Source organism: Bacteroides sp. Marseille-P8574, assembly GCF_902825465.1.
Lineage (GTDB): Bacteria > Bacteroidota > Bacteroidia > Bacteroidales > Bacteroidaceae > Bacteroides > Bacteroides uniformis.
In genome coordinates this window covers 2,305,907-2,328,124 of the sequence record NZ_CADEBE010000001.1, presented here as the reverse complement: position 1 = coordinate 2,328,124, position 22,218 = coordinate 2,305,907, and the positions used below count along the sequence as shown (strand labels likewise).

General features: G+C 50.5%; 20 protein-coding genes and 1 pseudogene. 12 read left to right on the top strand and 9 right to left on the bottom strand.

Annotated features, from left to right (window positions below; all coding sequences use genetic code 11):
* Positions 1 to 33: 33 nt before the first annotated feature.
* Positions 34 to 1,017, bottom strand: coding sequence for a DUF5119 domain-containing protein (locus HUX74_RS09805; protein WP_117601077.1), 984 nt, complete (start codon positions 1,015 to 1,017; stop codon positions 34 to 36).
* A pseudogene (locus HUX74_RS09800) lies at positions 1,014 to 1,529 on the bottom strand (DUF3575 domain-containing protein); the annotation flags it as partial. The pseudogene HUX74_RS09800 and the gene HUX74_RS09805, both read right to left, overlap by 4 nt.
* Before the next feature lie 542 nt (positions 1,530 to 2,071).
* Between HUX74_RS09800 and HUX74_RS09795 the strand changes: the two are divergent.
* Positions 2,072 to 2,872 carry a glycerophosphodiester phosphodiesterase family protein gene (locus HUX74_RS09795; protein ID WP_117601075.1) on the top strand — a complete coding sequence of 267 codons (801 nt, stop codon included), beginning with the start codon at positions 2,072 to 2,074 and terminating at the stop codon, positions 2,870 to 2,872.
* A 19-nt stretch (positions 2,873 to 2,891) separates the two neighbouring features.
* Here the strand turns inward: HUX74_RS09795 and dprA are convergent, their stop codons facing one another.
* The 3 genes from dprA to HUX74_RS09780 are packed head-to-tail and all read right to left on the bottom strand — an operon-like array spanning position 2,892 to position 5,762.
* A complete protein-coding gene (dprA, locus tag HUX74_RS09790; protein ID WP_174646592.1) occupies positions 2,892 to 4,010 on the bottom strand; it encodes a DNA-processing protein DprA in 1,119 nt (372 codons plus the stop codon).
* Positions 4,011 to 4,021: 11 nt separating this feature from the next.
* Complete coding sequence (locus HUX74_RS09785; RefSeq protein WP_117601073.1) at positions 4,022 to 4,438, bottom strand: thioesterase family protein; 417 nt, start codon at positions 4,436 to 4,438, stop codon at positions 4,022 to 4,024.
* Positions 4,439 to 4,469: 31 nt separating this feature from the next.
* Positions 4,470 to 5,762 carry a peptidase U32 family protein gene (locus tag HUX74_RS09780; RefSeq protein WP_138346096.1) on the bottom strand — a complete coding sequence of 431 codons (1,293 nt, stop codon included), beginning with the start codon at positions 5,760 to 5,762 and terminating at the stop codon, positions 4,470 to 4,472.
* 69 nt (positions 5,763 to 5,831) lie between these two features.
* Between HUX74_RS09780 and dusB the strand changes: the two genes are divergently transcribed.
* The 3 genes from dusB to HUX74_RS20905 all read left to right on the top strand — a co-directional run bounded on the left by dusB (position 5,832) and on the right by HUX74_RS20905 (position 7,300).
* The gene (dusB, locus tag HUX74_RS09775) at positions 5,832 to 6,812 is read left to right on the top strand and encodes a tRNA dihydrouridine synthase DusB (RefSeq protein ID WP_117601071.1); all 981 of its coding nucleotides are present in this window, start codon (positions 5,832 to 5,834) and stop codon (positions 6,810 to 6,812) included.
* A 106-nt stretch (positions 6,813 to 6,918) separates the two neighbouring features.
* Positions 6,919 to 7,164, top strand: a complete 246-nt coding sequence (locus tag HUX74_RS09770) for a hypothetical protein (protein WP_055288301.1) — start codon at positions 6,919 to 6,921, stop codon at positions 7,162 to 7,164.
* A gap of 10 nt (positions 7,165 to 7,174) precedes the next feature.
* Positions 7,175 to 7,300 carry a hypothetical protein gene (locus tag HUX74_RS20905; protein WP_005834280.1) on the top strand — a complete coding sequence of 42 codons (126 nt, stop codon included), beginning with the start codon at positions 7,175 to 7,177 and terminating at the stop codon, positions 7,298 to 7,300.
* Here HUX74_RS20905 and HUX74_RS09765 read toward each other — a convergent pair.
* The 3 genes from HUX74_RS09765 to HUX74_RS09755 all read right to left on the bottom strand — a co-directional run bounded on the left by HUX74_RS09765 (position 7,297) and on the right by HUX74_RS09755 (position 10,274).
* Positions 7,297 to 8,262 carry a phosphatase PAP2 family protein gene (locus HUX74_RS09765; protein WP_005830954.1) on the bottom strand — a complete coding sequence of 322 codons (966 nt, stop codon included), beginning with the start codon at positions 8,260 to 8,262 and terminating at the stop codon, positions 7,297 to 7,299. The two genes, HUX74_RS20905 and HUX74_RS09765, sit on opposite strands and share 4 nt — an antisense overlap.
* Positions 8,253 to 9,260 carry an NAD(P)-dependent oxidoreductase gene (locus HUX74_RS09760; RefSeq protein ID WP_044468321.1) on the bottom strand — a complete coding sequence of 336 codons (1,008 nt, stop codon included), beginning with the start codon at positions 9,258 to 9,260 and terminating at the stop codon, positions 8,253 to 8,255. The genes HUX74_RS09765 and HUX74_RS09760 overlap by 10 nt, the downstream gene beginning before the upstream one ends.
* A gap of 75 nt (positions 9,261 to 9,335) precedes the next feature.
* Positions 9,336 to 10,274 (bottom strand): cation diffusion facilitator family transporter, encoded by a 939-nt coding sequence (locus tag HUX74_RS09755; protein WP_117601096.1) that lies wholly within the window; start codon positions 10,272 to 10,274, stop codon positions 9,336 to 9,338.
* Between the two features lie 189 nt (positions 10,275 to 10,463).
* On the opposite strand from HUX74_RS09755, the gene rnr reads away from it, so the two are divergent.
* Both rnr and HUX74_RS09745 read left to right on the top strand, forming a co-directional pair.
* The gene (gene rnr, locus HUX74_RS09750) at positions 10,464 to 12,608 is read left to right on the top strand and encodes a ribonuclease R (RefSeq protein ID WP_118696479.1); all 2,145 of its coding nucleotides are present in this window, start codon (positions 10,464 to 10,466) and stop codon (positions 12,606 to 12,608) included.
* A gap of 71 nt (positions 12,609 to 12,679) precedes the next feature.
* The gene (locus tag HUX74_RS09745) at positions 12,680 to 13,156 is read left to right on the top strand and encodes a pyridoxamine 5'-phosphate oxidase family protein (RefSeq protein ID WP_118696478.1); all 477 of its coding nucleotides are present in this window, start codon (positions 12,680 to 12,682) and stop codon (positions 13,154 to 13,156) included.
* A 63-nt stretch (positions 13,157 to 13,219) separates the two neighbouring features.
* On the opposite strand, the gene cysK is transcribed toward HUX74_RS09745, so the two are convergent.
* Positions 13,220 to 14,167, bottom strand: a complete 948-nt coding sequence (gene cysK / locus HUX74_RS09740) for a cysteine synthase A (protein WP_117964986.1) — start codon at positions 14,165 to 14,167, stop codon at positions 13,220 to 13,222.
* Between the two features lie 220 nt (positions 14,168 to 14,387).
* On the opposite strand from cysK, the gene epsC reads away from it, so the two are divergent.
* From epsC to HUX74_RS09710, 6 genes are all read left to right on the top strand, one after another.
* Positions 14,388 to 15,287, top strand: coding sequence for a serine O-acetyltransferase EpsC (gene epsC, locus HUX74_RS09735; protein WP_117601067.1), 900 nt, complete (start codon positions 14,388 to 14,390; stop codon positions 15,285 to 15,287).
* A 188-nt stretch (positions 15,288 to 15,475) separates the two neighbouring features.
* Positions 15,476 to 16,975 carry a class I SAM-dependent RNA methyltransferase gene (locus HUX74_RS09730; protein WP_174646591.1) on the top strand — a complete coding sequence of 500 codons (1,500 nt, stop codon included), beginning with the start codon at positions 15,476 to 15,478 and terminating at the stop codon, positions 16,973 to 16,975.
* A gap of 20 nt (positions 16,976 to 16,995) precedes the next feature.
* Positions 16,996 to 19,221: a DPP IV N-terminal domain-containing protein gene (locus HUX74_RS09725; protein ID WP_174646590.1), complete on the top strand. Its 2,226-nt coding sequence runs from the start codon at positions 16,996 to 16,998 to the stop codon at positions 19,219 to 19,221.
* A gap of 190 nt (positions 19,222 to 19,411) precedes the next feature.
* Positions 19,412 to 20,686, top strand: coding sequence for a phosphoribosylamine--glycine ligase (purD, locus tag HUX74_RS09720; RefSeq protein ID WP_174646589.1), 1,275 nt, complete (start codon positions 19,412 to 19,414; stop codon positions 20,684 to 20,686).
* Positions 20,687 to 21,682, top strand: a complete 996-nt coding sequence (locus HUX74_RS09715; protein ID WP_174646588.1) for a hypothetical protein — start codon at positions 20,687 to 20,689, stop codon at positions 21,680 to 21,682.
* Positions 21,667 to 22,146: a YqaA family protein gene (locus HUX74_RS09710; RefSeq protein ID WP_174646587.1), complete on the top strand. Its 480-nt coding sequence runs from the start codon at positions 21,667 to 21,669 to the stop codon at positions 22,144 to 22,146. The genes HUX74_RS09715 and HUX74_RS09710 overlap by 16 nt, the downstream gene beginning before the upstream one ends.
* The last annotated feature ends 72 nt before the right edge of the window (positions 22,147 to 22,218 follow it).

The following is a 22,218-nucleotide window of genomic DNA, read 5'->3' as shown; positions in this document are numbered from 1 at the left end:
TTAAAGTTAATATATTTATTTGTCTGTTTGCTATCAATTCACCGGTAGCTCCACATCCGTCTCATCATCCCAATCATCCACATCGCCACCAATCCCTCCATCTCCTTCATCGGTTCCCGGTTCCAAATCATCCACCACAACCTTGTCCTCCGGTACGGGAACCTCGATATGGATTTCCGACCCAGGAACGCCCACATCAGGTTCTTCTTCGCCTCCTCCCGAGGGAGGAGCTGTTTCAATCACTTCCGTGATATCCACCTTCACCTCTTGAACCGTTTTATCTCGTTTCACAATCTTCAATGTCAGCAACATAGGACTATCCGCACGGGTCTTGGCATCTTTCAGTAATACAAAACTGGAGAAATACCCCCATAAAAGCCCGTTTTCACGCTTTGTATTCACACATATAGGTACCTCGCTCAAATGGCAAGCACGGTTGCCTATAAAGTAACTTCCGTTCAAGCCGTCCACATGGCAGATGATGCTCGATATTCTATCCCATCCTTCCACCTTTATATCAAAGGAATAATGGTTCACTACCGCTTCCGGCTTCCAGTTCAACGGAAGCGCCACATCACTCTGCCTTATTTCCACCTCGTCCAAAGCCACCACATACAAAGGGTCGGGCGACCAAACCATATCTTCGTGTATATCCAGCCCCGTACAGTGTCCTGTAAAAGCCTCAATCGTCTCATAACTCTCGTCGCCCCGTATCTGTATACTCTCCGTATTGAAGTTATAGGCCACCACCGCATACCTCCCCGGCGGTACCTTCACCTCACCCCCTTCGGCAGGCAGATAACTTTCAACCTTTCTCCTCTGAGTATCTTTCGGATAGAAGATAATCCGCATGGTCTGCGGCAGCTTATCCGTCACCCCTTTCCAATCCAATTTAATCTGTACTCCGCTAACGGGATAATCATCCAGCATATCGCGGAAGTCACAGCTTCCCAGCATTGGCAACAGTCCGAAGAACAGCCAGAGAATCATATGCCGTGCATCTTTCATACCACTCATCTCCCCGACGTTAGAAGCCACACCAAAGAAACTTTTGCTTTTGTCGGCCCGATAAAGCGATACTTTCCACTCCTGACCCAAACCAAGTCATTTCCATAAGAAGTATATTTCCGGTACTCCGTATCCAAGTATCCAATACCCACACTGAATTCAATCGCCAGATGCCGAGCCAGTGGACGCACATATCCATAAGTTATTCCAGCAGCAGCGTAATACTTCCCCCGGTATCCCTTCTCCTTTTTCAACTGAAAATCATAGGTACCTCCTTCGGCATATGCTCCCAGGAAATGTCCGAACAATATTCCATGCGTATAGCGGTTTCCCAACCAGTAACGTACCTCTGTCCCTCCCGAAAGGAACTGATAACAGAAACCACATCCGCTGTCAGACCACCAAGGACATTTGTACTCAACATTCAAAGACCACCTCTTTCTCAATGGCAGCTCCACTTCTATGTTCGGAGCCAAGGCCAGGTCGTAAAGCAAATTATTTTTTAACGCCAGCACCGTTTTACAAGTATGGCTATGAGATTCCGCCGACTTATTCTGCCCTATTACCTGCCCCGACATCATGCAAAAAAGGAGTAGCCAAAGAACATATATAAGAATGCGTTTTCCCATAATTTCGCGTTGTATACAAACAAAAGTAGAAGATAATTACCGAATAAAATCCACTTTCCATCACTCTTTTCAAAGGCTGAAAGGTTCTGTGAAACGATTGAAACAGATTTGCAACTTTTGCCTTATCCGGGACGCTGTGAATAGATTCTTTCCATACTCTCTCAAAAAGTCAATCCGTGTGCGAAAACAGTAAAATTCAGTGAAAGAAATACAAAAGAAGTAGCAGAATCATTCTGAAATTTGGAAGATAACAATGGAAACCTTACATTTGTAATGTGATTTTTTTCATAGTATTAGATTTAAGGTTAACAAAGGTTGGAGTACGGCGGTACTCCTTTTTTTATACCCATACGTTTCTCCGAATGACAAAAAATAGCTATCTTCGATGGCTTTTATAACTGTTAAAGAAGAAAACATCACCACTTGAGCCCATTATGAAAAAACCGGTACTCGCATTGCTTTCCATAATCCTACTTACCGCAGGATGTTCCCAACGGCCTGCCACCACCAAGATACCCCTGACCAGCGCACACCGTGGTGCGGCCACCATTGCTCCCGAAAACACAATGGCATCCGTAGATTCGTGCATCAAATACGGTGTAGGCAATATAGAATGCGATGTCTGCATCAGTAAGGACAGTGTCTTCTACGTACTGCACGATTCCACCCTCGACCGTACCACCAACGGTACCGGCGCCATCTCCCAATGGCTGTCCGCCGACATCGACACACTGGATGCCGGCTCTTGGTTTGCGCCCCGATTTGCCGGACAACGGGTACTACGCCTTACCGACCTGCTACGCAAGGCCAAAGAGCACGGTTTAAGAATCACCATCGACTACCGCAACGGCGGTCTGCACCAATTACTGAATCTGATAAAGGACGAAGGCATGCTGGAAAACTGCAACTTCACCTTCAGCAAGGAGTATCATGCCAAATGCTTCAGAAAAATGGCACCCGAGGTAAGAACCCTGCAAGCCTACATCAAAAGTGAAAAGGACATAGAGCATGTCGTAAAGGAACTGCATCCCGACATCGCTGTCGTCTGGATTGACTCCCTTACCCCGCAATTCGTAAAGAAATGCCGCGAGCACAACCTGCAGGTACTGGCACTTGTCCTGGGGCTGGACGACAAGACGGAAGAGAACCAGAAGGCGGTCGACCTGGGGGTAGACATCATAGCGACGGACCATCCGGAAAAGTTCATCATGAAATACGGGCAACCGTCCATATAAGGCAAGAGACCTGCTGCGCTTAGGTCAGCAAATGATAGACACCGCCCACCATTGCCTTGACCACTCCTTTCATCTCCAGTTCAAAAAGCAAGGCACTCATCCGGTTGACGGGTATATCCGCTTCCACCACCATCGCATTGATATGGAGGTCTCCCTGCCGCATAAGGATGCGTACAACAAGCTCCTCCTCTTCCGTCAGTTCCGGGAAGAGATTACGCTGAATACCTTCTGTCCGGGCAGGCTGCTCCGCTACGGACCAGCCCATAATCTGCACAAACTCTTCCGCATTCTGGATAAGGGCAGCCTTGTTGTCGCGTATCAACCGGTTGCAACCGATGGAAGATTCGTCCGTAACACGTCCCGGAACAGCAAAACAGTCACGATGATATCCCTCCGCCAACTCTGCAGTGATAAGGGAACCTCCCTTTGCGGCAGACTCCACCACAATGGTAGCATCACTCATACCCGCCACAATACGGTTGCGGCTGACGAAATTATGCTTGTCCGGATTCGTCCCGGTAAGGAATTCGGTCAGCAGTCCGCCTTGTGCCAGCATGTCGATGGCTGTTTTCCGGTGGACATACGGATAGATGCGGTCCAGTCCGTGAGCAAGGACAGCAACGGTAGGGAGATGATTTGCCAAAGCGGCCCGATGGGCATGGATATCTATCCCGTAGGCCAGTCCGCTTACTACCAGCACATCGGGACAAAGAACGACCAAATCGCGCAGGAAGTCGACACAGAATTGCTTGCCGTAATCGGTGGCACGACGTGTACCTACCATATCAATGACATGCAGGCGGTTGAAATCGGTGTTTCCTTTAAAGAAAAGTACAATCGGCGCATCTTCACATTCACGCAAGCGCGAAGGGTAAGCCTCATCCTTCAACGTCAGGCAGGAAAGACGATTCTTCTCTACAAACTCCATCTCCTGCTCGGCACGCAGAAAGGCAGCGGGACAATCAAGAGCCGTCACTACCCCCGGATTCACACCGGGCATGATTTCGGGGAGCTCCTTCCGCCGACTGAATACTTCGGCAGCACTGCCCATACCCTCTATTAAACGCTTTGCCCCGATATGTCCTATACCGGGGCAAAGTGTGAGAGCTATACTGCAAATCCGTTCGTCACTGTTCATTCCACCAAAGATTACACGGACTTACACGGGTTGAGATAAGGGGCAAAAAGGCGGTCGAACAGTTCGCTGTCGCTCAACCGGCCATTGACTACACACACGGTCTCTACCACGCCTTTGAGGCAGACCTTACCGTCGGAAACACGGAAGATATCTTGATAGAAGACGTACTTGATGCCTTCCTTCTTCATATAAAGTTTGGAAACAAACTCGTCACCACTCCTCAGGGGAGTCTTGAAAGCCATATTGATACGTGCCACTACCGGGTCTACCCCCTGCTCGTGCAGTCCGGCAAAGCTGACGCCGGCACTCAACAGAAACTCATGGCGCGTATGCTCCAGATAATGCTGATAATTGGCATTATTGACGATGCCTTGCAGGTCGCATTCATAGTCGCGCACCTTCATGGGAAGTTCATAGATATAATTCATATTTACTATTGGACTATTTACTATTTGATACTTAGCCACGTTGTTTCTCCACATCCAAGCCTTTGAACTTCTTCAGTTCTTCTACGCTGACCAGCTTGTAGAGTTTGTCGCTGGGACGTATTTTCACCGATTTCATCGAGAAATGCTGGCCTTTCTTTACAGTCTGCACGGGTTTCAAATCGACGCGTGCCTCGTCCAAAGTGACGAATTCGGCACCCGTTGTGGGACCCGTAATCAGCAACTTGTCGCCTACGCTCACTTCGGCTGCTTCTACCAGGAACTCCGCCACACCGATGTTTGAGAAGTAGCGGATACCCTTACCCACATAGATTTTACGTTCCGTAGCGGCAGAACCGTAGTTCTTGGTCCATTCGCCCAAGCGTTGTCCCAGGTAGTAGCCGTCCCAGAAACCACGATTGAAGACCGTCTTCAAACGTTCGTCCCACCGGGCAATCTTCTCATCGGTGAACGTGTCGTCCAGATAGGAACGAATGGCTTCTTTATAACACTCCACTACCGTGCGCACGTACTCGGGTCCGCGGGCACGTCCTTCAATTTTGAAAACACGAACACCTGCATCCAGCATCTTGTTCATGAAGTGGATAGTTTTTAAGTCTTTGGGGGACATGATGTACTGGTTGTCCACCTCCAATTCCACATCCGTCTCCTTGTCGCGCACCGTGTAGCTGCGGCGGCATACCTGCATGCAGGCACCGCGGTTGGCGGAGTGGTTCATTTCATGCAATGAGAGATAACACTTTCCGCTGACTGCCATGCAAAGGGCACCGTGACAGAACATCTCTATACGTATCTGCTCTCCGCTGGGACCGCAGATATTCTCCTCACGGATATGGCGGTAGATTTCTGCCACTTGCTCCAGATTCAGCTCACGCGCCAGCACCACCACATCGGCAAACTGCGCATAGAAGCGCAGGGCTTCCACATTGCTGATGTTGAGCTGTGTGCTGAGGTGTACCTCCTGCCCTATCTGACGGGCATAGCTCATCACTGCCACATCGGCGGCAATGACAGCCGAGATACCTGCCGCCTTTGCCGCATCTACAATGGTACGCATCAGCGGAATGTCATGGTCGTATATGATGGTATTGACGGTAAGATAGCTTTTCATACCATGTTCATCGCACATCCGGGCTATCTCCCGCAAATCGTCGATAGTGAAGGTATTGGCCGAACGGGCACGCATGTTCAGGTTCTCGATACCGAAATAGATGGAGTCGGCATCTGCTTGTATGGCTGCTGCGAGAGATTCGCGCGAGCCTACCGGTGCCATGATTTCGAAGTCACTGATTGAGTGTTTCATCATTTCTTTTTGAATTAGAGTATGCAAAGGTAGGCTTTTTTCTGTACTTTTGCGGACAAATCCGCTTAGATTATGAAGATTAAAGATATAGACCTGGGCCCACGCCCCGTATTCCTCGCCCCGATGGAGGACGTCACCGACCCTGCTTTCCGCCTGATGTGCAAGCACTTCGGAGCAGACATGGTATATACCGAGTTCGTTTCTGCCGATGCCTTGATACGCTCCGTAGGCAAGACCCAGCAGAAACTGAATATCAGTGATGAAGAGCGGCCCGTAGCCATACAGATATACGGACGGGACACCGTCACCATGGTAGAAGCCGCCCGCATCGTGGAGCAGGCACACCCGGACACGCTGGACATCAACTTCGGCTGCCCCGTGAAGCGCGTTGCCGGCAAGGGTGCCGGTGCCGGTATGCTACAGAACATTCCGCTGATGCTGGAAATCACTCGTGCCGTGGTAGATGCCGTGAAGATTCCCGTCACCGTGAAGACCCGCCTGGGCTGGGATGCCAACAGTAAAATCATCGTAGACCTTGCCGAGCAGTTGCAGGACTGCGGCATTGCCGCCCTCACCATCCACGGCCGTACCCGCGCCCAAATGTATACCGGTGAGGCGGACTGGACACTTATCGGCGAGGTGAAAAATAACCCACGCATGCACATTCCCATCATCGGCAACGGTGATATCACCACTCCCCAACGGGCCAAAGAATGCTTCGACCTCTACGGTGTGGACGCCATCATGATAGGCCGTGCCAGCTTCGGCCGCCCGTGGTTCTTTAAGGAAGTGAAGCATTATTTGGAGACGGGCGAAGAACTCCCTCCGCTGAGTTCCGAATGGCGGCTGAACGTACTCCGCCAGGAAGTGGAAGACAGCGTCAACCTGCTGGATGAACGACGGGGCATACTGCACGTGCGCCGCCACCTGGCAGCAAGCCCGCTCTTCAAAGGGATTCCCAATTTCCGCGACACCCGGATAGCCATGCTGCGGGCAGAGACGAAGGAGGAACTGTACCGCATCTTCGAAGAGATAGAACCGTTGCTGCCATAGGAGAAAACCGCATACGATTTTTACCATCGAGTCCGATACTTGAGCAATCATCCTCACGCCCCTTCTTGAATAGCTTCTGAGAGGGGGGGGGAGTATTCAGACGCAGATGACACGCTTTGTTGCCATCCGCATAACTCACTGTCTGTCAGCAAGAAATTTTGCCAACCACTTGCCTTGCCCTTGGCAAACTTTTGCCATGCCTATGGCAAAGTTTTGCCAACGCGGTGGCAAAGCCTTGCCAATGGGAAGGCAAAACCTTGCCAACAAGGAGGCAAGAAAAAAAACATTGTTTCTTTGGCAGAAAGAAACAAGTCCCTATATTCGTCTTCCCAAGAAAGAAAGAATCCCATAAATATGTCTTTATGAAAAAGAAAAAACTACTCAAACAGCTCATCGTAAACTTCCAGCATTCACTTCCGGCAGAAGTTTATCCGCGTACATTGGTATTGCCCACAGACAGTGGAAAGATAATCACCGTGCCCGACTAGCGGAACATCGGCTGCGCAAACCATCGCTTGAACATCCACGTGGCCAGGATATAAATGCCGAAAGCCGATACGAAACCCACGATAGAATCTATCAGGTAATGTGCCTGGATATAGACCGTAGCCCCACACAACAGCAGATAGAAAGGAAACAAGCAGGCAAACAGACGCTTGCTGCCACGCCATGCCATAATCATCAGTACCGTAGACATTCCGACGTGCGAACTGGGAAAAGCAGCCGTGGGGCGCTCACCCACCTGCTGGGAACTCTCCACCAGGTTGTAGAAGAAGCCGTGCTCATAGCCCGGACCGGGAAGAAGTTCCTGATGGTGATGGAAATAGTCACCGATGGACGGGAAGATACCTTGCGCCACATGGTCGCTTCCAATGGCGGGGAAGTAGAACTGCGGCCCGGCAACGGGGACGAAGATATAAATAAGGTAATAGATGAAGAAAGCGGTGACGATGACGAACGAAACCTTCTCGAAAAGGTCGAAACGATAAAGGAAATACCACACCACCACCAGCAGAATCATCGGATAATAGAAGAAGTATCCCATATTGAACGGCTCGCTCACCCACATCTGCGGAAACCTTTCACAGAACCATACAGCAGGCTGTCCGCCAAACATCCACTGCTCCACCGACGCGAACACGTGGTCGAGATTGGGGAATATCCGGTTGAACTCAAAGGTGTCGGGATACCAATAGGAAAGCAGTGACATCTGGATGGCTATGCGCACAAAGGCAGAGAACTTGCAGGGTGCCAGCCGGTAAAGATACATCAGCAGGAACGTCATACCCGCAATGACAACACGGTCTGCAAGCATCTGCACCGGATGATCCATTTCCTGAAAAAGAAACAGAATGAGAATGGAAGTCAGCAAATTGTATATCAGCGTAATCTTCTCTACCGCAAAAAGCCCCTTACGGGTTTCTACCCTTTTAAATAAATCTAAAGCCATCCCTTATCCTTATACCAGGCAATGGTTTCCTTTACACCCCGTTCCAGGTCGTACTCAGGACTGAAGCCCAGTTCCTCGACGGCCGGTGTGATGTCACACTGCCAGTTGCGTTGTTTCATTATTCTATACTTGTCCGAATTGAGCGTACTGGTCTTGTTCTGCCGCTTCGCCCAAAATTCAGCGAGCAAAGATACGACTTTCAATACAATTAACGGACATCTCAGGCGAATAACAAACGGGTTGCCCAATTCTTTCCTTATCAAATCGGAAAAAGCACGGCTACTATACACCTTCCCGTCAGCCAGAAAATAGGCGCGGCGGGACACCTGCTTCTCTATCCCGAGGAAGACGGCCTGCACGATGTCCTTTACATATACAAACGTCAAGTCCTGGCGGCGGAAGCCCACAGAAAAGTCCGTATGCTGCCGGATGGACTTTGCCATAAGATAATAATCCTTCTCACGCGGCCCGTATACACCCGTCGGCCGGTAGATGACGTAGGGGAAACCCGGAATACTCTGCAAATAAAGTTCTGTTTTCAGTTTACTGAGCCCGTAGGCGGTATTGGGTGAAGGGGGGTCACTCTCCATAATCGGGTCGTAGGTCCTCTCGCGTACCGGACCGAACACACTCAGCGTACTGATGAAAATAAACTGCTTGGGAATCATGTTCAGCTCCCTCAGCGTATCGATGAAGTATTTGGTCTGCAGGTAATTCACCAAATCGAATTCGTTCTTGTCCACGCACTTCGTCACACCGGCACAATGAACAATATAATCAAACTTATTGTAGGTCCCTTTATGTCCCGAAAGCTGCGCCCTCAGTTCATTGGGATGCGCAAAGTCCAGTTCGAGAAAATGTATCTTGCGGTCACGCAGATACTCGCGGCTGCTGGACGAGCGTACACCCGCCCACACACCGAACTTGCGCTTCAACGCTTCCTCCACGATGAAACTTCCGATAAATCCGCTTGCTCCTGTAATTAAAATCGATTCCACTTCTTCAGTTACAAATTACTAATTACTTTTCATCCGATTACTTTTCATCCAATCCGTCACCTTGGCGCTCCTTTATTACTTTGTCGCCTCGTTACTCTTCTTCACCGGCTCCACATGGATGCTGACCAGTGTTCCTTTGCCGAACTGCCTTTTCAACTTGTTCTCCACCGCCGTTGCCGTCTCGTGAGCTTCCTCCAGCGAGATGCTGCCATCCATACGCACATGCACCTCGATGGCACAATAACTGCCGATGCGACGCGTACGAAGGTGATGCGGCGAGCTGATACCGGGAAAAGAGAGAATTGTCTTTATTATCTCATCCTCTACCTCGGCAGGCAATGATTTCTCCAACAGTTCGTCCACACACGGTATCAACAATTGCACAGCCACCTTCATAATGAAGAAGCTGACAATAACCGCCGCCACCGGGTCCAGCACCCGCCAATGGTCACCCAAAAGAATGGCTCCACCTATCCCCACTGCCGTGCCTATGGATGAAAGCGCATCACTCCGGTGATGCCAGGCATTGGCAACAACCGCCTGCGAATTCAACTTCCTACCCTTGAAAACGGTATATTGATAAAGCACTTCCTTGAAAACGATGGATACCAATGCAGCCACCAGCGCCAGCATACCGGGCTCCTGCAAAGAACCGCCTTGCAGGAAACGGTAAATGGAGGAAGCCCCGTTCCAGAAAATGCCGAATCCCACAAACAACAGAAAGACACCGATAATGGCAGTTGCCAGCGTCTCGTACTTGCCATGACCGTAATCGTGCCCCTCATCCTCGGGCTTTGCTGAGATGCGCACAAATACAATGACAATAATATCTGTAATGAAATCCGACAAAGAATGCACCGCATCCGCCAGCATGGCGGCACTGTGCCCCACAATACCTGCAAAGAACTTGAAGACAAGCAAGAGAAAGTTTACCACACTTCCCACAACCGTCACCCGGTAAATGTCTTTTTCCCGTGTGGCATCTGCTTTTTTGTTCAGAGTTTGCATTTCCATCTGCTTTTCGTCTAAGGTACAGCCTATCTCGCTTTTTGTGCAAATATAGTACATAAATCCATTACAATCTGTCGTCTCTTCATTATTTTCAATAGAATGATAATATTTTGAAGTCTGAGTGAACGAAGGAACGTATTTATTTGTTTACTTTGCAAGAGAGAACAATGTGCACATTAATTCATTATCATTATGGCCAAAAAGAAAGAAAAGAAAGCCGGCAAACGCATGAAGAAGAAAGAACTCGTCAAAGTGTTGCTTGAATTCTTCCACACAAAGCAAGACGAAGTATTATCCTTGAAATACATCTTTGAACAACTTCACCTCACCACACATCCGCTGAAGATGCTGTGTATGGATATCTTGTCCGAACTGTCAATGGACGACTATATCACAGAAGTGGACAAACACAAGTACAAGCTGAACAACCACGGTGTGGAAATGACCGGAACCTTCCAGCGCAAAAGCAATGGCAAGAACTCCTTCATCCCCGAAGATGGAGGTGAACCGATATTCATAGCCGAACGCAACTCGGCACATGCCATGAACAATGATAAAGTGCGTATCGCCTTCTATGCCAAGCGCCGCGGACGCGAAGCCGAAGGAGAAGTCATCGAGATACTGGAACGTGCCAACGACACCTTCGTGGGTACCCTGGAAGTTGCCAAGTCATACGCTTTCCTTGTAACGGAAAACCGTACGCTTGCCAACGACATCTTCATCCCCAAAGAGAAACTGAAAGGCGGCAAAACGGGCGACAAAGCCATCGTAAAGGTGGTGGAATGGCCCGACAAAGCCAAAAACCCCATCGGTCAGGTAATCGACATCCTGGGACGCGCCGGAGACAACACCACCGAGATGCATGCCATCCTCGCGGAATTCGGGCTGCCTTATGTCTATCCAGCCGCCGTAGAGAAAGCCGCTGACAAGATACCCGCCGAAATCTCCGCCGAGGAAATAGCCCGACGCGAGGACTTCCGGGGCGTAACCACCTTCACCATCGACCCCAAAGATGCCAAGGACTTCGACGACGCCCTCTCCATCCGCAAACTGAAAGAGGGACTTTGGGAAGTGGGCGTACATATCGCCGACGTGACCCATTACGTGAAAGAGGGCGGCATCATAGACAAGGAAGCCGAGAAGCGTGCCACATCCGTCTACCTCGTAGACCGCACCATTCCGATGCTCCCCGAACGGTTGTGTAATTTCATCTGTTCACTCCGCCCCGACGAAGAGAAGCTTGCCTACTCTGTCATCTTTGAAATGACGGAAAAAGGCGAAGTGAAGAACTCACGCGTGGTACATACCGTCATCAAGAGCGACCGCCGCTTCACCTACGAAGAAGCCCAGGAGATTATAGAAACCGGCAAAGGAGACTTCCAGGAAGAGGTGCTCCAACTGGATAAGCTTGCCAAAATATTGCGTGAGAACCGCTTTAAGGCAGGAGCCATCAACTTCGACCGCTACGAAGTGAAGTTCGAAATTGACGAGAAGGGCAAACCCGTCAGCGTCTACTTCAAGGAGTCGAAAGATGCCAACAAGCTGATAGAGGAGTTCATGCTGCTTGCCAACCGTACCGTAGCCGAAAAGATAGGCCGTGTGCCCAAAGGCAAGAAAGCCAAAGTGCTGCCTTACCGTATCCATGACCTCCCCGACCCGGAAAAGCTGGACAATCTGGCACAGTTCATTGCCCGTTTCGGCTACAAGCTGCGTACCAGCGGTACAAAGACCGACATCTCCAAGTCTATCAACCACCTGTTGGACGACATCCAGGGCAAGAAGGAGGAGAACTTGATTGAAACCGTCTCCATCCGCGCCATGCAGAAGGCACGCTACTCCGTACATAACGTGGGGCACTATGGTCTGGCTTTCGATTACTACACCCATTTCACCTCGCCCATCCGCCGCTATCCGGATATGATGGTGCACCGTCTGCTCACCAAGTACTTGGACCAGGGAGGCCGCACCGTGTCCGAACAGAAATACGAAGCCCTCTGCGAGCACAGCAGCAACATGGAGCAGATAGCCTCCAACGCGGAACGCGCCTCCATCAAGTACAAGCAAGTAGAGTTCATGACCGAACGCCTGGGACAGACCTTCGACGGTGTCATCTCCGGTGTAACGGAATGGGGCCTCTACGTGGAGCTGAACGAAAACAAATGCGAAGGCATGATTCCCATCCGTGACCTCGACGATGACTATTACGAATTCGACGAAAAGAACTACTGCCTACGCGGGCGCCGTAAAAACCGGATATACAGCCTGGGAGACGCCATCACCGTCAAAGTGGCACGCGCCAATCTGGAGAAGAAACAACTGGATTTTGCACTGGTATAGAATAACCCTATAATTTAAAATCATCCCCGATCCCTTTCTTTCAGAGAGAGACCGGAGATGAGACCTGCACGATGAAGACGATTACTATTACGGACCCTACACAGATTGAGGAAATTATCCGCAAATGTCCATATTGCATAGTGGGCATCACAGACCTTGAAGGAAACCCATATGTGGTTCCCATGAACTTTGCCTATCAAGACGGAGTGATATACTTGCATTCCGGCCCGGAAGGCAGTAAAGTGGAGATGATAACAAAGCACCCGCAAGTTTGCATCACCTTCTGCGAAGGACACGAACTGGTCTATATGCACCGGCAAGTGGCATGCAGCTATAGCATGAAGTCGCGCAGTGTCATCTGCCATGGAAAAGTACACTTCGTGGAAGACATGGAAGAGAAGCGACGCGTACTCGACATGCTGATGAAGCAATACACGGAGAATGAATGCAAATATGCCGAACCTGCCGTACGCAATGTCAAGATATGGGAAGTGAAAGTAGAGAAAATGAGCTGCCGGTCGTTCGGGTTAAGACCAAGCGAACTATAAATACCATCTGCCAGCTACCTGCTCCACATTGATGGAGCGGATAACCGGCAGAAATGTTTGCTCTTACAATGGGTATTCCTCAAACGCATACAACAGCGTCGAAAGATACCGTTCTCCCGTATCGGGCAGCAGCGCGACAATCGTCTTGCCCTCATTTTCGGGCAACCTTGCCAGGCGGGCAGCCGCAGCAACGGCAGCCCCCGAAGAGATGCCGACCAGCAATCCCTCATACTTCGCCAGTTCGCGACCCGTACGGATGGCATCATCATTGGATACCTGCAGCACTTCGTCTATCACGGCACTGTTATAGTTCTTCGGCACAAATCCCGCACCGATACCTTGTATTTTATGGGGACCGGGCTTTCCGCCGGAAAGTACGGGAGAATCTTCGGGCTCCACAGCCACAATCCTTACCTTCGGGTTATTGGCTTTCAAGGCTGCGCCCACTCCGCTCACCGTGCCTCCCGTACCTACACCTGCCACAAAAATATCCACCCGACCGTCCGTATCACGCCAGATTTCCTGTCCCGTAGTACGCTCGTGCATTGCCGGATTGGCAGGATTATCGAATTGCTGCAAAATCAACGAACCGGGGTTGGCGGCCTTCAGTTCCTCGGCACGGGCTATGGCGCCTTTCATACCGTCAACACCCGGAGTCAGCACCAGTTCCGCACCGAGAGCTTTCAAGAGGTTGCGGCGCTCCAGACTCATTGTGTCGGGCATTGTCAGTATCAGCTTGTAACCTTTGGCGGCGGCTACAAAAGCCAGCCCTATGCCCGTATTGCCACTGGTAGGTTCGATGAGGGTGGCACCGGGCTTCAACAGCCCTTTTGCCTCGGCATCTTCTATCATGGCAAGCGCCACGCGGTCCTTCACGCTACCGGCAGGGTTAAAATATTCCAATTTGGCGATAACACGGGCTTTCAAACTTTTATTCTTGTTATAATTATTCAACTCCAACAAGGGAGTGTTGCCTACCAGGTCGGTAAGGCGTTCTGCTATCTTCTTCATAATCCAACTGTTTTAAAAACCCTCATTCCCCCTAAGGGAAAAGACTAACAATCCGGAGTGGAATGAGGTACGTTATTTCTTACAAGACAAAAGTAGCGCAAAATCGGTTCGTGGGAAATACCACAAATATGGTAAATATGTACTATAAATGAGGGATATGTAGGATATTTGACGAGTATTTCCTATCTTTGCCTCCACTTTTAAACTTAAGGATATCATAATGAGTCCACTCAACTTTACCCACATTTTGACACAAGCAGTCGATGAGCTATCGGAAAGCGAATCATACAAGGGACTGTTTCACCAGCATACGGACGGCAATCCGCTGCCTTCGGCAAAAGCGCTGCGCGACATTATCGAACTGGCGCGGGCCATCATCTTCCCCGGATATTTCGGAAATTCCACGGTCAACAGCCGCACGGTGACTTACCATATCGGTGTCAACGTGGAGCGCTTGTTCGACCTGCTGACCGAACAAATCCTTGCCGGACTCTGCTTTGCAGGCGATGGCGAATGCAATTGTTGTACCGAGCTCCAACGGGAAGAAGCCGCTTTATTGGCTGCCAAATTCATCAGCAACCTGCCGGCCATGAGACGGGTGCTTGCCACAGATGTGGAGGCTGCCTACAATGGTGACCCCGCCGCACAGTCGTTCGGCGAAGTCATCAGCTGTTATCCGGCCATCCGAGCCATCAGCAACTACCGCATTGCACACGAACTGCTCAAGTTGGGTGTCCCCCTCATTCCCCGCATCATCACCGAGATGGCGCATAGTGAAACAGGAATCGATATCCATCCGGGAGCGGAAATAGGCGGTTATTTTACCATCGACCATGGTACGGGTGTGGTAATCGGCGAGACCTGCATCATCGGCAACAACGTAAAGCTGTACCAGGGTGTGACCCTCGGTGCCAAGAGCTTCCCGCTGGACGAAGACGGCAAGCCCATCAAGGGTATTCCCCGCCATCCCATTCTGGAAGACAATGTGATAGTCTATTCCAACGCCACCATATTGGGACGCATCACCATCGGACAAGGAGCCACTGTGGGCGGCAATATCTGGGTGACGGAGGATGTTCCGGCAGGAGCGAGAATTGTACAGACAAAGGCGAAGAAATGAGAAGCCTCAAACCTCGTTTAAAAGGCAATATTGCTGCATTTGTCAGGCACTTGTGTCTGTCACGTCAGACACAAGTGTCCAACACAACAAACACCGGTGTCTGAGCCAACAGACGCCAGTGCCTAACAAACGGGAGGCAAATTACTGATAAACAATAGAATAAAAACAGTAAAATAGTAAATAAATAGATGAGCGAACAATCTTTTGAAATGATTGCCAAAACCTTCCAAGGACTGGAAGAGGTACTGGCACAAGAGCTGACTGCACTGGGCGCCAACGAAATAGAAATAGGCCGCCGCATGGTATCTTTCAGTGGTGATAAGGAAATGATGTACAAAGCCAACTTCTGCCTGCGTACAGCCATCCGGATACTGAAACCCATCAAACACTTCACAGCCAAGGATGCCGACGAGGTTTACGAACAGATTAAAGCCATCCGATGGGAAGACTATCTGGATACGGACAAGACCTTTGCCGTGGACGCGGTTGTATTCAGTGAAGAGTTCCGTCATTCCAAGTTCGTTTCCTACAAGGTGAAGGATGCCATCGTGGACTATTTCCGCGAGAAGACCGGCGAACGTCCCGGCGTGCGTGTCAACAAACCGGACGTGCTGCTGAACATACACATTGCCGAAACCAAATGTACGCTGTCTCTCGACTCCAGCGGCGAATCGCTGCACCGCCGCGGTTATCGCCAGGAAGCAGTAGAGGCCCCGCTGAACGAGGTGCTGGCCGCCGGCATGATATTGATGACTGGCTGGCGTGGCGAATGCGACATGATAGACCCGATGTGTGGTTCGGGAACCATTCCCATCGAAGCGGCGCTGATTGCACGCAACATCGCTCCGGGCGTATTCCGCAAGGAGTTCGCTTTCGAGAAGTGGGTGGATTTTGACCAAGAGTTGTTCGACACGATATACAATGACGACAGTCAGGAACGCGAATTCACACATAAGATTTACGGTTACGACAACAACCCGAAGGCAAACGAAATTGCCACACACAATATAAAGGCTGCCGGCGTAAGCAAGGATGTAGTATTGAAGCTGCAACCCTTCCAGCAATTCGAGCAACCTGCGGAGAAATCCATCATCATCACCAACCCACCCTACGGGGAGCGTATCTCTACCAACGACCTGCTGGGACTTTACTCCATGATTGGCGAGCGTCTGAAACACGCCTTTACGGGCAACACTGCATGGGTTCTATCTTACCGCGAAGAGTGCTTCGACCAAATCGGGCTAAAAGCCACCTCCAAGATACCTTTATTCAACGGTGCACTGGAATGTGAATTCCGCCAGTACGAAATCTTCGACGGAAAGTACAAGGAATTCCGTGCCGAAGGCGAGGAGTTGAGCAAGGAGCGCAAGGAATTTCGTCCGGCTTCAGGAGAAAAGAAAGAGTTCAAACCCGGAGAAAGACGCGAATTCCGTCCCCGATTCAGTGGAGAGAGACGTGAATTTGGTAGCGAAAGACGCGAATTCAACGGTGAACGCAGACCAAGAGAATTCAAGGACGGCGAAAAGCGCGAATTCCGTCCGCGTGAAAGAAGAGAGTTCAAAGACGGGGAAAAACGGGAATTCAGACCGAGGGAAAGACGCGAATTCGGTGGAGAACGCAGAACAAAGTCGGGTGAGTCTTACCCGGAAAGAAAAAGAAGAGAGGCGGGAAAGAAGGAAGAAGAATAACACGAACAATGACAAGGAGAATGAATGCAAAGAAAATAAGTAAGAGCATTCTTGCACTGCTGATGGCAGTGCCTGCTCTGTTTACAACAAACGTCATGGCACAAGAACTGAAAAAGCCGACCCTGGAAGACCTTATTCCCGGAGGTGAAACCTATCATACTGCCGAAAACAAGTGGTACCAGTGGTGGGGCGATGCCGCTTGTCTGGAACTTGGCATCGACAATATAGAAGGTACATGGGCTGTCAAAGGATTAGGTGCCAAGCCCGGAGAGAAATTCACTGCCATCACATTGGAAGAAGCCAACGCGCTGCTGGAAGAAAAAGGACTTGGAAAACTGCGTCACTTTCATGCTGCAAAGGCTGTCAACGTACCCCGAGGCGTCAATCAGGGTATTCAAGTCCAAATAGACCCACTCCTGCTGCTGAACACCGGCAAGTACCGTGCCCTCGTCGACTGGAAGAAGAAAAAAGTCATCTGGAGCCAGCCTTGCCCCGCCCAAGCCGCAAATGAGGATTGGAACGAGGTAAGCCGCCATTTGGCTTATACTATCGGCAATAATCTCTATGTGATGACCAGTGACGGGCAAACCCTGAAAGTCACCAACGAACCGGAAGGTATCGTCTGCGGACAAAGTGTGCACCGCAATGAATTCGGCATTTCAAAAGGCACTTTCTGGAATCCTGCTGGAGACCTGCTGGCTTTCTATCGAATGAACGAAAGCATGGTCACCCCCTATCCATTGGTTGACATCACGGCAAGAATAGCGCTGGTGGATAAAATACGCTACCCTATGGCCGGCATGCTCAGCCATCAGGTAAAGGTAGGCATCTACAATCCGGCTACTCAAAAGACCATCTACCTGGACATGGGCGACCCAAAAGACCGCTACTTCACCAACATCACCTGGGCACCGGATGGCAAAAGCCTCTATCTGATAGAGCTAAACCGAGACCAAAACCACTCCAAACTGTGCCGATACGATGCTGAAAGCGGAAAGCTGCAACAAGTGCTCATCGAAGAGAGACATCCCAAATATGTGGAGCCGCAATCTCCCATTCTATTCCTGCCATGGGACAGCCACAAGTTCATCTATCAAAGCCAGCGTGACGGCTTCAACCATCTGTACCTATACAATACGGAAGGGGAACTGCTGAAGCAACTCACCTCCGGCCCCTGGCTTGTACAAGACATCGTAGGTTTTAACCGGAACACGAAAGAGCTCATTATCAAGAGTACGGAAATCTCTCCTTTGCAGAGCAACCTTTACGCTGTCAACCTGAAGAATGGCAAACGCAGCCTGATAGGAGACCCAACCGGCGTGCACTCGGCACAAATCTCCGGCTTCATGGGAACTTACCTCATCGACAATGCCTCTTCGCCCACTTGCCCCCGTATCATAAAACTGATGTCCACCAACCCGAAGAAACAACGGGAACACACACTGCTGACAGCCAAGAACCCCTACGAAGGCTTTGAAATGCCCAGCATAGAAGTAGGCACCATCAAAGCCGCAGACGGCAAGACAGACTTGTACTACCGCCTGATAAAGCCTGCCGACTTCGACCCGGCAAAGAAGTATCCCGCCATCGTCTACGTATACGGCGGCCCGCACGCCCAGATGATAACGAACGGCTGGATGAACGATGCCCGCGGCTGGGACATCTACATGGCAAACAAAGGCTATATCCTATTCAGCCTCGACAACCGTGGCAGCAGCAATCGTGGACTGGAGTTTGAAAACGCCACCTTCCGCCAGCTGGGCATCGAAGAGGGCAAAGACCAGGTGAAGGGCGTAGAATTCCTGAAAAGCCAGCCTTATGTGGACGGAGAGCGTATCGGAGTGCACGGCTGGAGCTTCGGAGGACACATGACTATGGCGCTGATGCTGCGCTATCCCGAAATTTTCAAGGTAGGTGTTGCCGGCGGACCCGTCATCGACTGGGCATACTATGAGATAATGTACGGTGAACGTTATATGGACACTCCGCAGACGAACCCGGAAGGCTACAAGCAGACGAACCTGAAAAACCTTGCCGGTAACTTGAAAGGACACCTGCTCATCATACACGACGACCACGACGACACCTGCGTGCCGCAGCACACCCTTTCATTCATGAAGGCGTGCGTGGATGCCCGTACCTATCCCGATTTGTTTATCTATCCCACGCACAAGCACAACGTCCTGGGACGCGACCGTGTGCATCTGCACGAGAAGATAACAAGATATTTTGAAGAATATCTTTAATGTACAATGTACCATATACAATGTACAATTTGCTATGCAGTGCGGGCATGCAAATAGGGAGTAGATGGTAGAAGAAAGAAGAGAATAAAAGAGAGAATAAATCATTAAGTATAACAATCTGTACAACTTACCTGATGTCCCACAGCACAGACAAATTGTAAATTGTACATTATAAATTGTAAATGAACCCATGAAAATATTATTATTAGGCTCCGGTGGCCGCGAACACGCTCTGGCATGGAAGATTGCCCAAAGCCCGAAAGTAGAGAAACTATATATTGCGCCCGGCAATGCAGGTACAAGCGAAGCAGGCGAGAATGTGAACCTGAAGGCGACAGACTTTCCCGCACTCAAGGCCTTTGCCCTTGAGAAAGAAATCGACATGATTGTTGTGGGTCCCGAAGACCCGTTGGTACAAGGCATCTTCGACAGCTTCAAGGAAGACCCTGCCACCTGCCATATCGACATCATCGGCCCCACCGCCAAAGGTGCTACACTGGAAGGTAGCAAGGAATTTGCCAAAGGCTTCATGATGCGCCACAACATCCCCACTGCCCGCTACAAGAGCATCACCGCCGACAACTTACAAGAAGGACTCGATTTCCTCGCAACCCTCGAAGCGCCTTACGTACTGAAGGCCAACGGACTGTGTGCAGGCAAGGGCGTGCTGATTCTCCCCACACTGGAAGAAGCTCAGAAAGAGCTGAAGGAAATGCTGGGCGGCATGTTCGGCGATGCCAGCGCCACGGTAGTCATTGAAGAGTTCCTCAGCGGCATCGAGTGTTCCGTATTCGTGATGACAGACGGCCGCCACTATAAGGTATTGCCCGTAGCCAAAGATTACAAGCGTATCGGCGAAGGCGACAAAGGCCTCAACACCGGCGGTATGGGCAGTGTTACTCCCGTACCTTTTGCCGACGAAACATTTATGGAAAAAGTACGCACCCGCATCATCGAACCTACCGTAAACGGTCTGCTGGAAGAAGAAATCGGCTATCAAGGCTTCATCTTCCTGGGACTTATCAACGTGAAGGGCGAACCGATGGTCATTGAATACAACGTCCGCATGGGCGACCCCGAAACCGAAAGTGTGATGCTGCGCATCAAGAGCGACCTGGTAGACCTGCTCGAAGGCGTTGCCCAGGGCGACCTCGACCAGCGTACGCTGGAATTCGACCCTCGCACAGCCGCTTGCGTCATGCTGGTGAGCGGAGGATATCCGGAAGTCTACGAAAAGGGCAAGGTGATGACCGGATTCGAGAAGGCTGCCGAAACAGACAGCATCCTCTTCCATGCCGGAACAGCCACCAAGGACGGACAGACCGTAACCGCCGGTGGCCGTGTCATCGCCGTCTGCTCCTATGGTGAAACGAAGGAAGAAGCCTTGCAGAAGAGCTACCGCGTGGCCGACATGATAGACTTCGAGAAGAAATATTTCAGAAGAGATATAGGATTTGATTTATAAATGAGAACGAAGAGATTCCAGAACCGGATAACGGCAGGGCGGTTCACACTACCCGCCGCTATCTTGATTTCAGTATCCTGCTGGATACTGACTGCCGTTCTGTTGCCCGAGACAGAGACACAGCAAAGCGGATATTCCCTTTGGGAAACATTCTGCGACTTCTGCATCCCCACCTGGGCAAACCGTCTCTTCAGCTTTATTCTGTATGCCGTCATCGGGTATTTCCTGATACAGCTCAACAATACGTTCGCCATCATCCGGATGCGGGCATCGGTACAGACTTCCGTCTACTTCCTGCTGATATCCGTCTGCCCCAGCCTGCACATGCTGTATGCGGGAGACTTGGCATCCGCCTCCTTCCTGGTGGCACTGTTTTTCCTCTTCAGGAGCTACCAGCAGACACGGCCCACAGGCAGTCTCTTCCACGCCTTTGTCTTCATCGGACTGGGCAGCCTGCTTTTTCCGCAGCTCATGCTGTTTGTCCCCATCTTCTGGATAGGCGCCTACAACTTCCAGTCTCTCCAACCCAAAAGTTTCTTCGCTTCCTTGGTAGGATGGAGCGTACCCTACTGGCTGTTGCTGGGACACGCCCTCTACTACGGGCAAATGGAACTCTTCTGCCAGCCCTTCCGCGAGCTGGTGACCTTCGCTCCCATCCGGTTCGACTATCAGCCGTGGAAACTCGCCACCCTTGGGTATCTCCTTGTTCTGTTCATCGTCAGCGCGGCACACTGTCTCATTGCCGGCTATGAAGACAAGATACGCACCCGGAGCTATCTACACTTCCTCATCCTGCTGAATTTCTGCATCTTTGTCTATATCGGACTGCAACCGGCATTGAGTGTCCACCTGATGTCCTTCCTGCTCATCGGTGTCAGCATCCTGGCGGGACACTTGTTTGTACTGACAAATAGCCGCAGTTCCAATATATTCTTCATTTGTGCATTTATCGGATTATTCATTCTATTAGGATTCAATATATGGACGCTTTTGTAGATGCACTCGTACAGCTGCTGATTGACTGGGGATATGTCGGTCTGTTCATCTCTGCCCTATTGGCAGGAAGCATCATTCCGTTCAGTTCCGAGATAGTGATGGTAGCACTGGTCAAGGTCGGTCTGAGCCCGGCACTGTGCGTACTCTCCGCCACCTTGGGAAATACGCTGGGAGGCATGACGTGCTACTACATGGGACGTCTGGGACGTATAGACTGGATTGAGAAATATTTCAAGGTAAAAAGGGAAAAGATAGAACGGATGCAGCATTTCCTCCAAGGGAAAGGGGCACTGATGGCTTTCTTCGCCTTTCTGCCTTTTGTGGGAGAGGCCATAGCCATTGCACTGGGCTTCATGCGCAGTAATCTGATACTGACCACCACGTCCATGTTTGCAGGGAAACTGGTGCGCTACATAGCTATGCTGTGGGCACTGCAAGAAGCCATTTCGATGATGAATTATTGACATGTAGTGAGTTTGAGCAATAGATGTATAGATACAACGCATTGGATGTATAGATGCAACGTGCTGGATGCA